Source organism: Streptomyces sp. NPDC001270 (assembly GCF_042896695.1).
Classification (GTDB): domain Bacteria; phylum Actinomycetota; class Actinomycetes; order Streptomycetales; family Streptomycetaceae; genus Streptomyces.
Genome location: NZ_JBIAXM010000005.1, coordinates 178,892 through 193,211, shown reverse-complemented (window position 1 = coordinate 193,211; position 14,320 = coordinate 178,892). Strand labels below are relative to the sequence as shown.

13 protein-coding genes are annotated in these 14,320 nt (G+C 68.3%); 6 read left to right on the top strand and 7 right to left on the bottom strand.

Going from position 1 to position 14,320, the window contains the following annotated elements; genetic code table 11:
- Positions 1-193 precede the first annotated feature (193 nt).
- A complete protein-coding gene (locus ACFY2B_RS10845) occupies positions 194-670 on the top strand; it encodes a hypothetical protein (protein WP_390762812.1) in 477 nt (158 codons plus the stop codon).
- Between the two features lie 36 nt (positions 671-706).
- Here ACFY2B_RS10845 and ACFY2B_RS10840 read toward each other — a convergent pair whose 3' ends face one another.
- On the bottom strand, positions 707-1,864 hold the full coding sequence (locus tag ACFY2B_RS10840) for a Dyp-type peroxidase (RefSeq protein WP_390762811.1): 1,158 nt from the start codon (positions 1,862-1,864) through the stop codon (positions 707-709).
- An 87-nt stretch (positions 1,865-1,951) separates the two neighbouring features.
- Between ACFY2B_RS10840 and ACFY2B_RS10835 the strand changes: the two genes are divergently transcribed.
- Positions 1,952-3,298 (top strand): right-handed parallel beta-helix repeat-containing protein, encoded by a 1,347-nt coding sequence (locus ACFY2B_RS10835; protein ID WP_390762810.1) that lies wholly within the window; start codon positions 1,952-1,954, stop codon positions 3,296-3,298.
- A 7-nt stretch (positions 3,299-3,305) separates the two neighbouring features.
- Here ACFY2B_RS10835 and ACFY2B_RS10830 read toward each other — a convergent pair whose 3' ends face one another.
- The gene (locus ACFY2B_RS10830) at positions 3,306-4,019 is read right to left on the bottom strand and encodes a hypothetical protein (protein WP_390762809.1); all 714 of its coding nucleotides are present in this window, start codon (positions 4,017-4,019) and stop codon (positions 3,306-3,308) included.
- 214 nt (positions 4,020-4,233) lie between these two features.
- Here ACFY2B_RS10830 and ACFY2B_RS10825 point away from each other — a divergent pair, with 214 nt between their 5' ends.
- Entirely contained in the window at positions 4,234-6,708 is a 2,475-nt protein-coding gene (locus ACFY2B_RS10825; RefSeq protein WP_390762808.1) for an SdrD B-like domain-containing protein, read from the top strand.
- Between the two features lie 213 nt (positions 6,709-6,921).
- Here the strand turns inward: ACFY2B_RS10825 and ACFY2B_RS10820 are convergent, their stop codons facing one another.
- Genes ACFY2B_RS10820 through ACFY2B_RS10810 form a run of 3 tightly spaced genes read right to left on the bottom strand, consistent with a single transcriptional unit; the run spans position 6,922 to position 8,887 of the window.
- Positions 6,922-7,530 carry an SIS domain-containing protein gene (locus ACFY2B_RS10820; protein WP_390762807.1) on the bottom strand — a complete coding sequence of 203 codons (609 nt, stop codon included), beginning with the start codon at positions 7,528-7,530 and terminating at the stop codon, positions 6,922-6,924.
- 56 nt (positions 7,531-7,586) lie between these two features.
- Entirely contained in the window at positions 7,587-8,180 is a 594-nt protein-coding gene (locus ACFY2B_RS10815; protein ID WP_390762806.1) for a D-glycero-alpha-D-manno-heptose-1,7-bisphosphate 7-phosphatase, read from the bottom strand.
- Positions 8,181-8,185: 5 nt separating this feature from the next.
- On the bottom strand, positions 8,186-8,887 hold the full coding sequence (locus ACFY2B_RS10810) for a transaldolase family protein (protein WP_390762805.1): 702 nt from the start codon (positions 8,885-8,887) through the stop codon (positions 8,186-8,188).
- Between the two features lie 410 nt (positions 8,888-9,297).
- Here ACFY2B_RS10810 and ACFY2B_RS10805 point away from each other — a divergent pair, with 410 nt between their 5' ends.
- A complete protein-coding gene (locus ACFY2B_RS10805) occupies positions 9,298-10,374 on the top strand; it encodes a radical SAM/SPASM domain-containing protein (protein ID WP_390762804.1) in 1,077 nt (358 codons plus the stop codon).
- Positions 10,375-10,403: 29 nt separating this feature from the next.
- Positions 10,404-11,318 (top strand): aminoglycoside phosphotransferase family protein, encoded by a 915-nt coding sequence (locus tag ACFY2B_RS10800; protein WP_390762803.1) that lies wholly within the window; start codon positions 10,404-10,406, stop codon positions 11,316-11,318.
- On the opposite strand, the gene ACFY2B_RS10795 is transcribed toward ACFY2B_RS10800, so the two are convergent.
- Positions 11,247-12,284, bottom strand: a complete 1,038-nt coding sequence (locus ACFY2B_RS10795; protein WP_390762802.1) for a hypothetical protein — start codon at positions 12,282-12,284, stop codon at positions 11,247-11,249. The two genes, ACFY2B_RS10800 and ACFY2B_RS10795, sit on opposite strands and share 72 nt — an antisense overlap.
- A gap of 30 nt (positions 12,285-12,314) precedes the next feature.
- A complete protein-coding gene (locus ACFY2B_RS10790; protein WP_390762801.1) occupies positions 12,315-12,869 on the bottom strand; it encodes a nucleoside 2-deoxyribosyltransferase in 555 nt (184 codons plus the stop codon).
- A 363-nt stretch (positions 12,870-13,232) separates the two neighbouring features.
- On the opposite strand from ACFY2B_RS10790, the gene blsE reads away from it, so the two are divergent.
- A complete protein-coding gene (gene blsE / locus ACFY2B_RS10785; RefSeq protein ID WP_390762800.1) occupies positions 13,233-14,246 on the top strand; it encodes a cytosylglucuronate decarboxylase in 1,014 nt (337 codons plus the stop codon).
- Positions 14,247-14,320: the final 74 nt, after the last annotated feature.

The window sequence follows — 14,320 nt, the reverse complement described above, 5'->3', positions numbered from 1 at the left end:
CCTGGGCGGGGCAGCAGTTCGCGGAAGGTGGCTCCGCGCCGATCTCCACCTGTCCGACGCGGGGCGAGAAGGTCCAGGGCACAGTTCGTCACGCGGCGGCTGTCATCCTCGGTGGCGGGGGATCGAGGCCGCGTGCGGTGGAATCCGTGGCGAATCCGGTGCCCTGGGATCGCATCCCGGGAAACCGTCCCGGGTGACAGCCCGGCTGGCCGCCACCCGCCCCACCAAGCCGGTGGCCTCCACCACGACCACCACCCCCGCCACCTCGTACGTGGGCAGGACCGTCACCCTGCGCGCCAGGGCCAACGGCGCTTACGTCACCGCGGAGAACGGTGGTGGCACCCCGCTGATCGCCGACCGCACGGCCGTCGGCGAGTGGGAGAAGTTGGACGTACTCGACGCGGGCGGCGGCACCATCGCGCTGCGGGCGCACGCCAACAACAGGTACGTCACCGCCGAGAACGCGGGCGCCGCCCCGCTGATCGCCAACCGCACGGCGATCGGCTCGTACGAGACCTTCCAGCTGATCACCAACTCCAGCGGCACGGTCAGCCTGCGCGCCAAGATCAACGGCAGGTACGTCACCGCGGAGAACGGTGGAGCGGACCCGCTGATCGCCGACCGTACGAGCATCGGTGGCTGGGAGCAGTTCGACATCGCCGCCGTGTGAGCCGCCTGATCAGGCCGGAGCCGCGGGCACGGGGGATCAGCCGAACAGCTGGGAACCGAGTGGGCGCCGCCGGTCGAAGCCGGGGAGGATCAGGAAGGTCCCGCTGGCGGTCGTCGTGGTGAACGGCAGCAGCGCGTCGGAGGCGTCCATGCGGGTGAGGGTGGCGGTGAAGGTCCGCAGGTCGTTCTGGAAGCTGATGAAGAGCAGGCCGGGCGCGGGCTCGTCGGTGCTGTAGGAGCGGCGGAGCATGAGGCCGGTGCCGACCACGGCCGAGTGCGCCCTGCGCACATGGGCGTCCACCGGGACGAGATACCGTCCGTCGGGCGTCTTGGCGCCGAGTTCCGGACCCGAGGAGACGGTGCCGCCGGAGAGGGGTACGCCGCTGGCCCGGCGCCGCCCGAAGACCGCCTCCTGCTCGGCGACGGACAGGGCGGCGAACCGCGGCAGGTCGAGTTCCATGCGCCGCAGTACGGCAAGGGTGCCGCCGGCGACCGCGGCGGGCCCGGCCAGCCACAGGTCGCGTTGTTGTTCGGCGCTCGTGTGCGGGCCCACGATGCCGTCGATGAAACCGAGCAGGTTCCGCGGCGCGGTGAGGCCCTCGCCGACGGGCACGTTCGTACCGCGGTGCCCGGACTGCCGCCAGCGTTCGCGGACGCGGTCACCGGTCTGGTCCAGGAGCGCGGCGGCGACGATCGGTACGAGCAGCGCGTCGCTGGCGCAGATCTGTATCAGCAGGTCACCACCGCGTGCCTGCGGGGTGATCCGCTCGCGGGAGAACCGGGGGAGGTCGGTCGAGCCGGGCAGCGAAGCACCGGCCGCGCGCACCAGCCGAGGCCCCACGCCGACGGTCACGGTCAGGTCGCCCGGCGGCATGCCCAGCAGCCGCGGGTCGGTCCCCGCGGTGAGGGCACTGATGGCCCGGCCGAGTTCGGCCAGCAGCGGGCCGGGCGCCACGGCGGCGTCGAGGTCGGCCACCACGGCCAGCAGGTTGCGCTGGGCCGGCTGGGGGAGCGTGATGCCCGCCTGGTGCCGGCCCGTCGCCGGAATCCGCGTCGGCGTGTCCGCCGCGGCGGGGGCGGCCCGGCCCGGCCGGGCGGAGTCCGATGTGCACCCGGCGGTGAGACCGGCGGCCACCAGGACGCCGGTGACATCGAGTAACGCGCGGCGTGAGGGGTGCTGATCGGCTCGGTGCATGGTGTGCAGAGTGCCACACCCGAATCGAGGCCGGCGCCCAACCCCCTTATTTCGGCACGGAGTTCGTCGCCGTGCCAGACTGGGATCATGTCTCGATCAGCTCTTCGCGTGATGGCGGCGGTACTGGGCACACTGACCCTCGTGGTCGGCTGCGGCGGGGGCGGCGGCGACGACGGATCGGACAAGGGCCGGCGTCCTGCCGGGGCGCATGTGACGATCCGCGTGCCTGCCGACGCCCCGACGATCTCGGCCGCGGTGTCCCTGGCCCGCTCCGGTGACCTGGTGCTGGTCGCTCCGGGCGTGTACCACGAGTCGGTGAAGATCGACACGGCCGGCGTCACTCTCCGTGGCGCGTCCCGGGACAAGGTCGTCATCGACGGGCGGTTGCAGCAGCCGAACGGTGTCGTCGTCGCGGCACCCGGGGTGGCCGTGCAGAACCTGACCGTGCGCAACAACACGCAGAACGGGGTGCTGGTCACCGGTTCGGCCGCGGCGGTCGCCGGGCTGCCGGGGCACAGCGGCGGCTACGACACCGGCGACGAGCCCGTCACCCTGCTGAAGTCGTTCCTGGTCTCGTACGTGACCGCGACCCGCAACGGCCTGTACGGCATCTACGCGTTCTCCGCGCAGAACGGTGTCATCGAGCACTCCTACACGTCGGGCGGTGCCGACTCGGGGATCTACGTCGGACAGTGCAAGCCGTGCCGCGTCGTGGTGCGGGACAACGTCTCCGAACTCAACGCGGTCGGTTACGAAGGCACCAACGCCAGCGGCGACATGTACGTGGTCGGCAACCGGTTCGTCGGCAACCGCGTCGGACTGACCACCAACTCCGACCACCAGGAGAAACTGCTCCCGCAGCGCGATGCCGTCATCGCCGGCAACCTGATCGCGGACAACCAGCAGAAGCAGACCCCCGAACAGGCCGACGGGGGCTGGGGCATCGGCGTCGGCATCGACGGCGGCAGCGGCAACCGGTTCCTCCGCAACCGGATCACCGGCAACACCAACGCCGGGCTCGTGATCACCGCGACCGCCGACATCCCGGCGAACGGCAACCGGATCACGGACAACACCTTCACCGCCAACGGCGTCGACGTCGGCTGGACGTTCCCCACCGCCACCCACGGACGGGGCAACTGCCTCCAGGGCAACGCGCTGCGCACGACCGTGCCCGCACGGCTCGCGACGACCGCGGCCTGCCCGGTTCCCGGTACGTCGGCCACACCCTCCGGCACCTGGTCGAACCCGGCGGCGCCCGCGGGCATCCCGTTCACCGACGTGGCCGCGCCCGGACCGCAGCCGCAGTTCCCGCAGGCCACCACCACCGGCGCCACCGCCGTGCCGGCCGTTCCGGAACTGCCGGACACCGCGGGCATCCCGCTGCCGTCGGCGTCACTGCTCGCCGCCGGCGCGCGGGTGCGGACCTCGTGAGCGGCGGCTACCGATCCGGTGTGGCTCCGGGTACCGGCTGGACGGGCACGTACTTCTGGGTGTCGAAGTCGATGACCACCGGCTGCGCCTCGGAGGCCACCTCGGCCCGCACCCGGTACATGGTGCCGTCCGAGCCGATCCAGTAGCGCACGGTCCCCGACTTACCTGCCTTGGTACCGGCGTCGGGCCCGATCATGACGTCCGTCCGATGGCCCTGCACCTGGTCGCGTCCGATCCAGACGGCGCCGTTCTGCGGGAGCAGTTCGGCGTTGTCCGGCCGGTCGCTGCCCAGGCCGAGCGCGATGCCCAGCGAACTGTCCAGGGAGATGCCGGACGTCTGCAACGGACGGCTGTACCAGCCGGACGCGGGCGGCGCTGCGGGTGCGGTCGCCGGGGGGTTCGGCATGAGGTGGACGCGGACGGTGGTGGCCGTCCATTCGATCAGCCCGTCGCTGGACGTGTCGCGCCCGGTCCCGCGCACCACCCCGTAACCGCTCTTGGCGCGGTAGTCGATGGAGCCGGTGACGACCAGCCCGCCGGCGGTGGTCGGCACCGTGATCGTCACCGCGCGGCCTCCCGCCTGGTAGTTGCGGAACCGCGTGATCGCCAGCCGGTTCACCTCGTCCGAGGTCAACGCACGCCTACCGGTGGGGTCGCCGCTGCCGGCGAGTACGAACGCGGTGGTGGTGACGGCCGCGATGGCTATGATGCCGACTGCCACCCAGCGTAACCGTGGCCACCGGCGGCGCCGGTCCGTCGCGCGCCACGGGAGACCTCGCTTGATCCTGATGCTCTGCACGCGCCGCGATGCTAACAGGCCCGAACTCCGCCCCCTCGAAACTCCCTGTTTCGCACGCATGACGCTCCGTCAACTTGTAGGCTCATCAGTGAGTTTGCACAATTGGCGTTAGTGTAGGACGAGATAAGGGAATGCCATGCCATTACGTAGGCTGGTGTGGGTGGGGCTGTCCAGTCTGATACTGATGGGCGGCGCCACAGGCACGATCGTGACAGGCGCCGGGCAAGCCGGCGCAGCGACCTCTGACGGCACACTGACCGTCGAGGTGCTGCGGGACTTCTTCGGCACTGGCGTGATCAACACGACCATGGACGTGCCGCAGCGGGGGATGAAGGTCGACGTCGCCGACCTTGCGGGCCATCACGTCACCGGCGTGACGGATGCCACCGGCAAGGTCATCGTGCCGCCGTCGAGCGAGTTGACCGGCGGCCGGTACCGCGTCGACGTCACCGTCCCGGCCCCGTACAACGACTATCTGCGGGCGGCACCTGCTTCGACCGCGGAGAACCACTTCGACAGCTTCACCTCGTTCGTGGACGTCTCGGGAGGCAAGGACGACTCGGTGATCACCGGGGTCTGGGACGCGGCCGACTACGCGCTTCCGGACTCCAACTACTACGTCCCGATCCAGAACGGCGCCGGCGGGACGGACACCCGGGCACTGGTGGCGTTCGGGACGGGCGCCCGGGGTGACTGCCCCACCGCCCAGGCATGTCCGACCGTGCTCAACACCCAGGAGCAGGTGGGCACGACCTTCGGGCTCGCCTACGACAAGTACCGGAGCAGGCTGTTCCAGGCGGAGTTCGCCCGTCGGTACACCCTGTACGGGCCGGACGGCGGTGACGCCATCTACACCGTGCCGACCGACGGCGGCAGCGCACCGAAGCTGTTCGCGAAGGTGCCGGGCGCCACGGTGACGCAGCACGACACCGCCAACCTGATCAAGGACGGCGGGTTCACCGACGTACCGGGCAAGGAGAGCATCGGCGGCATCGCCCTGTCGGAAGACGGTTCGACGCTGTACGCGGTGAACCTGCGCAACCGCTCTCTGGTCAGCTTCGACGCGACCGGGGCCACCGCCTCGGCGCCCGAGGCGACGGTCCCGATCCCCGACCCGGGCTGCACGGCGTCCGGCGACTGGCGGCCGTTCAGCGTGGCCACCCACAACAACACCCTGTACGTGGGCGGGGTGTGCAGCGCGGAGAGCACACAGAAGCGCGACGACCTGAAGGCCGTCGTCGCCACCTTCGACGGCAAGAAGTTCACCACCGTGCTGAGCCAGCCGCTGACCGCCGAGCGCGGGGCCGTGCTCACCGGCTTGTCCAGCTACGACCAGGTCACCCACTGGAACCCGTGGAACAACGACCTGCAGACGTGGGACAAGCTCAGTGTGAACAACACGATGATCGATCCGCAGCCGGAGCTGGCCAGCCTGGCCTTCGCCCGCGACGGCTCGATGATCCTCGGCTTCCGTGACAGGTTCATGGACGTCGTGAGCTGGGGCGGCCTCGACCCGAGGCCGGGCAAGGACACGCCGCAGAACGGCATGTCCGGCGGCGACATCAACATGGCCTGCGCCACGCCCACCGGCGGGTACGAGTGGGAAGGCACCGGAAGCTGCCCCAACCACGCGAACCCCGCCAACGACGGCGCCCAGCCCGCCGGCGTCGTCGAGTACTTCCCGGGTGACTTCTTCCCGGGCAATCCCGGACCGCACCAGGAGTCCTCGCTGGGCTCGGTCGCCTACATTCCGCAGCAGCAGTGGGTCGTCAGCACGCAGATGGACCCGACCGGCAATGTCATCACCGACGGAACCGGTTACTACGACATCACCACCGGCGCCGGACCCGGCAACGACCCGAAAAAGAACGCGTACCAGTTCATCGGTCCGAACCAGAACGGGTTCGGCAAGGCCGGCGGCCTGGGCGACATCGCGTACGCCGCGGCGAACGCACCGATCCAGATCGGCAACGTGGTCTGGTACGACGGCGACCACAACGGCATCCAGGACCCCGGTCAGGTACTGCTGCCGGACGCCACGATCAACCTGCTGGACGCCGACGGCAAGCAGGTCGCCACGACCAAGACCGATGCCGCCGGTGAGTACTACTTCGGTGGTGTCGGCGCCGAGTACGAGCTGACACCGGGCGCGAAGTACACGGTGCAGTTCGACGTGTGCACCGCGGACACCAGCAACGTGCCAGGTCAGCCGGCGGCCACCAAACTGCGGTTCACACTCCCGCGGGCCGGTGACAACCGGGCACATGACTCCAATGTGACCCCGCCGACCACCGGCCGGCTGTGCAACGGGTACGCCCCCGTCACAGCACCGACGAAACCAGGAGGGGTTGACCACACGATCGACGCCGGCGTGTACATCCCGAAGAAGGCATCACCGACACCCACGCCGCCGGCATCCACGCCGCCGGCCTCGGTGCCGCCGACGCACGGGACGCCCAACACTCCGGCGCCGGCCGGCTCCCCATCGGGTTCGCTCGCACACACCGGTGCGTCCGGCATGAGGGACATGCTCCTGCTGGTCGTGGTGCTGCTCGGTGCGGGTGCGGCCATCGCCTTCGTAGGCCGTAAGCGCCTCGCCAGGCACCGCTGACACCCAGAACTCTCCGGAAAGATCCGACGGGCCGGTGCCCTGCACCGGCCCGTCGGCATGACCGGTCGACCCGGGCGGCGGATCAGCCGGTCGCCGGTCCGCGGGAGCACGGAGGAGGGGGAGGCCGAACGGCTTCCGGGCCATGGCCCGGCTCGGCCGCCGTACCCACCGACTCGGCGCAGCCGTCGCTGCGATCTCCTGGAGACCGCTGTCTCAGACACCCCTGGCCGTGCGACCCAGCTTCCCATTGGGGTGATTGACCCCGAATTCACGGGGTTTCATGCCCCGTCGGCTCATCAGCACGATGGCCAACGCGTCAGCGATCCCCGTGGCCGAAGCGGAGGAGCAGGACGGTACGAGCCCGAGGGAGTCCGCCTCCGTACAGGCCGGCAGTTCGAGCACGATGTCCGCTTTCGCGGCCAACTCGGACAGCGGGGCACCGGTGATGGCGATCACGGGCACACCACGCGCCTGAACGATGCCGGCCAGGTTGCAGACTTCGGTCGTCTCCCCCGAGTACGAGACCGCCATCAGCACGTCGTCCGACGTTATCGCCCCGGCGTCACCGTGCAGGGCGTCACCGGCGTGCACGTGGAACGCCGGGATTCCGATGGTCGAAAGAAGGGATGCCTGCCGTGCGGCGACCAGACCGGACTTTCCGATTCCTGAGGTGACCACTCGACCCCGGCAGCTCTCCACCCTCCTGACAGCATGTGCGAAGGAGTCGTCGATGCGCGTGGCGAGCGCGGTCAGGGCAGCGGCCTCCCGGCGCACCACCTCCCGGCCCGCGTTGATCACCGCACGAGTTTCGTCAGTTCTCATCCGCGCTCTCTTCTCGCGTCCGTAGGGGAGAAAGCCGCTGCCGGCCTCGGACCGTGCTACCGCCCCCGCACCCGCTGTCCTATGAGATCGGCCGCGGCCGCCACGTCGTCGACGATGTCGTACGGTCGCTCCCGTTCCGTCCGCAGCGCCTCGCGGGCCTGCGGGCCCTGTCCTGTCTGCACCAGCAGCGGGTGTGCCCCCGCGGCCCAGGCCGCGCGTACGTCGCGCGCCGTGTCGCCGACCAGGAAGGCACGGCCGACGGGCGCCCCCAGCAATCCCATTGCCGCCAGCACCATCCCGGCAGCGGGCTTGCGGCAGGGGCATCCTTCTCCCTCCCGGTGGGGGCACAGGATCGAGCACGACACCCTCAGCCCGACCGCGGCCAGGAGCGTGACGACGCGGGCGTGCAGGTCGACGGCGGCGGACTCGGACAGCACGCCACGACCGATGCCCGCCTGGTTGGAGACGATGGCGAGCGACGCCCCGAGCCGGTCGAAGGAATCCGCGGCGGCCGCCGCGGCGGGCAGCAGCCTGATGTCGGCGGGATGACGGACGTACCCCTGAACGTCTTCGATCAGGGTGCCGTCGCGGTCGAGCAGGACGGCAGGACCGGAGCGCCGGGGCACGTCGCCGTGCTGGAGCACGATCATGAACGTCAGTCGGGCAGTCCCGCGCGTCGACGCTCGTCCGCGTCGAACTGGGCGGCTGTCTCCCGTGCGTAATGGTGATCCGCCCACCGCCCGAGAAGTTCGGGCGGTGCCGTCACGACATGCGCGCCGGCGAGAAGAGCCTGCGTCAGGTCGTCGGCCCGGCGCAGACTGCCCACCAGGATCCGGGCGGGCAGGGCATGCTCGTTGAGGAGTCGGCGGGTGGAGGCCACGATCGCGGCGGCGTCGCCTCCCTCCTCCAGGATCCGGCTCCAGAAGAGGGTCACGTAGTCGGCTCCGGCCTTCGCCGCCAGAAACGCCTGCCCGACGGTGAAGCACGTGGTGGCGTTCGACGGGATGTTCTCGGAGTGCAGGCGATGCAGCAACGACAGTGCCGGGCTGCCGTTCGCGTCGACGATCGGGATCTTGACCACTACGTTCGGCCCGATGGCGTGCAGGCGGCGGCATGCGGCGAGGACATCGCTCGCGTCGGCGGAGGTGATCTCCACCGCCACCGGCTGAGGCGCTATCAATTCCGCGATGATCGATATCTGCTTTTCGACGTTCGTTACACCCTGCTTCCGCAGAATGCTCGGATTCGTGGTGACTCCGTCAATTGTGCCGGTTGAATGCCAGGTGCGGACGGCTTCGATGTCCGAGCTATCCAGAAAAAGCATGAGGAATCCTTCTGGAGTCGATGGCTCTTTCAATCCTCAAGGCCCCACCTGCGGTCTGTCAATACCGGTACTTGAGTTTGGTGGGTGATGCGGACCCGTGCGGCGCCCGACGATGTGGGGCATCAACGGGGAGTCGGAATCGACTGATCACCCGCCGTCCTGGCCGAAAACAAGAGGCAGGTCGAGTGGAGGATCCCGGAACTGGCCGGCGAAAGTTCATCCTATTCTTCGCGTATAACTGTAAAACGACCTCGTGTCAGCCTCTGTGGTGCACTCCGGTGGGAGGTGATCAGGCCACTTCTTCCGCAGGGCGGAATGATGGTGGTTATTTCGGGTATTTATTCGGGATGCCCTGGGGAGGGGGCCTGGCGGAGAGCCGTCGACTCGGCCGGCCCGCAGGCTATCCGATCTCGAAATCACCGCACAGCGGAGGTAGGGGTCCCATGCGTTCGGATTACCGTTGCCGTCACCCCCGAGCGTTCGGTGGTGATGCGATCGACTTTCTTCGGGAAATACAGCGCGGGCTCAACTGGGAATTACTTCAGTTCTCGTACAACCGGCAGTGGGTGCGATCGGTCGGCAATCCGGTTGTCTTCCAGGTGGAACTGACGAACAAGTGCCCGATGACTTGCCAGATGTGTCCGCGGACCCATGCCATGACACGCTCGCTCGGGAACATGTCCTTCCCGCTGTACGAACGCCTCATCGACGAGGTCGCCGCTTCCACGTCGAAGCTCTTTCTGCATCACTTCGGTGACTCGCTCATGCATCCGGACATCGGCAGATTCATTGCCCACGCCAGGAAGCGACGGATAAAGACCTACCTGTCCGCGAATCCGGTGCTGCTCACGACGGATCGTGTCGCGGCGCTCGTGGACAGCCGGCTCGACCGGCTGGTGCTGTCTCTCGACGGCGTGACCGGACAGACCTCGGAGAAAGTCCGGGGCCGGGCGGCGCGAAATGTCGAACTCGCCGAACAGCGGATAGACGAACTCCTCGCCTACCGGGCCGGGGCGCGCACCGGGAAGCCGTTCATCACCTTGCAGTTCGTGCGGCAACGGCAGAATGCGCATGAGGTGGGTGACTGGCTCAGAAAGTGGCGGGCGAAGGACGGAATCGATCGCGTGCGGGTGAAGTCGTACAGTACCTGGAACGGTGACGAGGAGAAGATACGGGAGCTGCAACTGGACACCAGGCCGCCGTCCTCCGTGGTGTGCATGCGACCGTGGACCTCGGTCACGGTGCTCTGGGACGGCAGGGTCGTCCCCTGCTGCTTCGACTACGACGGTCTGCTGACCCTCGGAAACCTCAACGAGTCCTCGCTCCACGAGATCTGGCGTGGGGAGAACCTCACCCGGATGCGAAAAATGCACCGGGACGGTAAATTTGGGGAGATCGCACTGTGTGCGTCCTGCGAGGACCGCGAAGGATATCCGGTCCGCAAGATATTCTATCCACTCAACCGAATGAAGTCCCATTCTTCACCGATCGGCGAAGAATGGAAGGACTACGAATCCTGAACGAACCAGGACAGATGGAGAAAGCGGCTGTGACTGCCGATGCAGGATCCACGCACCACGGGCAGGTCGAAGTGCCCGAGTCCATGCGCCGGTTCGGCCGCTGGCAGCAGCACGGCGAGGAGGGCCGGAAGTGGCTTGAGGCCCTGCCACGTGTCATCTCGGCAACCTGCGACCGCTGGAGCCTGGTGGTGGACGGCCCCCCGATGCACGGCTACAACAGCCTCGCCGTTCCGGTGCGTCGCGGGAACGAGCTGTTGGTGGTGAAGGCCACCTGGCCCGACGAACAGGTCGCCGAACAGGTCCTCGCCCTGCGCCTGTGGCACGGTCGTGGGGCGGTCCGGCTCGTCGACGCGGACGTGGCCGCGGGACTGCTGCTCATGGAGCGGCTCGACAGCACGCAGAACCTGCGGATGCGTCCGCTCGACGAGGCGGTGCCGACGATCGGGCGATTGCTGCGAAGCCTGGCCATCGAGCCGCCGGAGGGACTGCGGACCACGGGCGGTATCGCCGCCCGGCACCGACGGGAACTGCCGTCGCACTGGGAGGAACTCGGCCGGCCCATGCCGCGCCGGGTGCTCGACAGAGGTCTTGAACTGGCCGAGGAACTCTCCACCGACGACTACTCGCTCCTGGTGAACAACGACCTCCATTACGAGCAGGTGCTCCGGAGGGGGGACGGGGGCTGGAGCGTCATCGATCCGCTGATCGTCAGCGGCGTCCTGGAATTCCAGACGGCGCCCCTGGTGTGGACCAGGTTCGACGAGTTCGGCTCCGGCGGAGTCCGGTGGTGCGTGGACGCCTTGGCGGACGCGGCGGAGCTGGACCGCGACCGTGCCCACAGGTGGGCGCTGCTCCGGACGATCGAGTACTGGCTATGGGGCCTCAAGGCCGGTTTCACCGAGGACCCCGTGCGCTGCGGCCGTATCGTCGAGGCGCTGATGTGAGCTTTTGCCGGCCGTCGGTCCGCTGCCGGGCCCGGTCGCACGCGCCGCCGTGACGGAGCGCAGGAAACGGGCGAGCGACGCCATGTGCGGCTCCCAGGAAACGGGCCGGGGGTCGTGCCGGGACGTCCGGCGGCGGGTCATCTCGGCCGTCAGGTCATCGACGAACCCGGGCAGCGTGGCGGCGGCCGCTACGACGTTGGGCAGGCCGAGCACATGGCCGTGCTGGTGTTTCTGTGCCACCACCATCCGGGATCCGCTCGCATAGTGCCGTGACACGACGCCGCTGGCGTAATGGGCCGAGGGCGCCCTGGTCCAGCACCACAGCAGATCGCACGCCTGCAAACGAAGATTCAACTCCTCCGCGTCCAGGTGCTCGTGTACGTGGATCAGCCGACCGTGATGGTGTTCCCCCAGCTCGGCGATCTGCTCCAGCAGGCCCGGAGAGGGAAGCCGCCACGGGCTGGTGAGGAGTTGCACCACCCAGTCGAGTCGCTCGGCGCGAGGCAGGAGTTCCCGCAGGAGCGGAACCAACTCCCGGTCGAACTTGAGAAAACCGCTCGTCCCCACGATCCGTGCGTCCGCAGGAAGGGAGAAACGCCGGCGCAGCGACGTGCGGTCCGACAGGTGAGAAGGCGTGGTGGCGGGGTGGGGAAAACACAGGGTGGGAACTCCTCCGGTGGCGGGCAGGAGTCCTCTGCTCATCGCCACGAAACCGGTCACGGCCGCGGCCGGCGTATCGGCGCCGGCGGAATGCTTGAACACCACGACCGGACGCCGTGTGCCGCGCAGAATACGCAGGATCTCGGCATCGGGCATCAGCTCTTCATGATGTTGCAGCAGGACGACGTCGGCGGAGTCGGTCTCCACCGGATCCGCTCCGGAGACGGTTTCGACGTGACACCCCTCGGCCGCCAGCCCCTTGGCGATGTCATCGGCGAAAACGGCGATACCACAGTGGGCGCCCATGGACGGGCTCACCTGGAGCACTCTCATTTCTCAGGCCCCGGTGGCAGCGGCGGGCGATGCCTCGTGACGGCATTCCTCCGCCGAGCAGAATTCCAGTTCTCCGGTGGGCGCGTGGTCCTGGCGTCTGCTTCCCGGCGGAGTGTGCGCGGAGCCTTGGAAATGACCGACGGCCGTCGCAAGGCCCGTGGTGCGCCGGACGAGGTCGTCGATGTCGGACCGGCTCCAGACCGTCGGTTCCTGGACGCTCGCCACGCTGGTGATACTGCCCAACCCGTCGATCAACTGGCTGTGTCCCGATGCGGAGGGCAGGACCAGGAGGATGGGTTTGTGCAGGGCCGAGGCCCAGCCGAGTTCGACGGCGACCCCGCCGGACTGGGGGCTGCCCACGATCGCGCAGACGACGTCGGAGTGGGCCATGGCCGTGAAATCGATCGGAGTGCAGACCGAAGCGGCCCGCCACTCGGCACCCCATGCTTCACTGTGATGCGCGTTGAAGACCGTCGCGCCGGAATCGATGAAGGCCCGTCGAAGCGACTCCAGTCTGTGCTGCCACATGGTGTCGACCAAACCGGTCTGGCGGTTCATCAATTGTGTGTACGGGGCCGCTAGGAAGACACGCGGTCGTGTATGGGATTTTGATCCCGGGGCTGAGTTTTCTCGGTGGGTGTACAGGGGCGATTTTTTGGCCATGGTGGGTTCACCTCCACTGAGTCAAAGATGAGGAAAACACAGCGCCGTGGTCCCGGCAACCAACTCGGCGAGATGCGTGGGCCACCGCCGGGTAAGGAGCGGACCCCGCTCCCTCAAACTGCGCCAAAAATGGACGTACGGGGCGGGGTTGTTTCAAGTAAGTCGGCGAAGGGAAGGTGTCGTCGATGGTTCGTGGCCTGGAGCGCTTCTCGTGAATCGGCGTCGGAAAGGGTCGGTGTTCCTGTGGTTACGCGCGAAATGGGTGACGCGAACGGCGACTTGGACAATGCTGGGCACGGTCGCGACAGGTACCTCTTCATTCGGGTACTTGAAGCATGCAATGCCGACTGTTTCATGTGTGAGTATGCGCTGTCCCGGGACTCGTACCGGTTCACCGTGGCGGAGTTCCGCGAACTCCTGCCGCGGGCGTGGGAAGCATCCGTGCGCTACGTCCGGTTCACCGGCGGTGAGCCCCTCATGCACCAGGACATAGGTGAGCTGATACGCCTGGGCGCCCGGCAGCAGATGAAGATGTCCGTGATCACCAACGGATTTCAGCTGCCGAGGATGGCCGAATCCCTTGCCGACGCTGGCCTGGCACAGGTGATCGTCAGCATCGACGGAAGCTCCGCGGACACCCACGATCTGTACCGCAGGACCCCGGGGATCTTCGACAGGGCGGTCGAGGGACTTCGCCGTTGCCGTGACCTGTCCATCCTGACCAGGGTCAACACCGTCGTGGGCCCGCACAACTACACCGAGATGCCCGCACTCCAGAGGGTGCTGTCGGACCTCGGCGTGGGCCAATGGGAACTGTCGGCGCTCAAACTGGACCGTTCGATGGTCTATCCGTCCCCCGACGACGTGGTCGCGTGCTGCGACCCGGTGTACGAGCCGGACGACGCCGCTCTCCTCGTCCCGTTGGGCAAGCGGTTCTACGGCGACACCGCCGAGGAACGGGCGCAGTACTTCGAGCGGTCGGTGCCTCCGCGGGCCGGCCGGCCCGTCTGTCACGTCGTCGACGACGTCGTCTATCTCGACGCCAAGCAGGGGGTCGGGTACGCGTGCAGCTGTCTGCCTCACCGGGGCGGTGTCGGCGGCGCCGTGGCCCGCCGCGAGGGCAGGTGGTGGCTGGACACCCCCGCGTTCCGGGCACATGCGGAGCAATTCCGCGGCCAGGGGCCGGTCAGCTGCCAGGGCTGCTCCACCACCGCGGCCGGTTACAGCGACGACGTGGCCCGGCTCGGCCGAGTGCCGGAGTGGAACTACTGAGCAGCATCGGTGTGGAACGACTGAGCGGCATCGGTAAGGACGCAGCACAGCGGCGACGCACGGTGGGCCGGGCC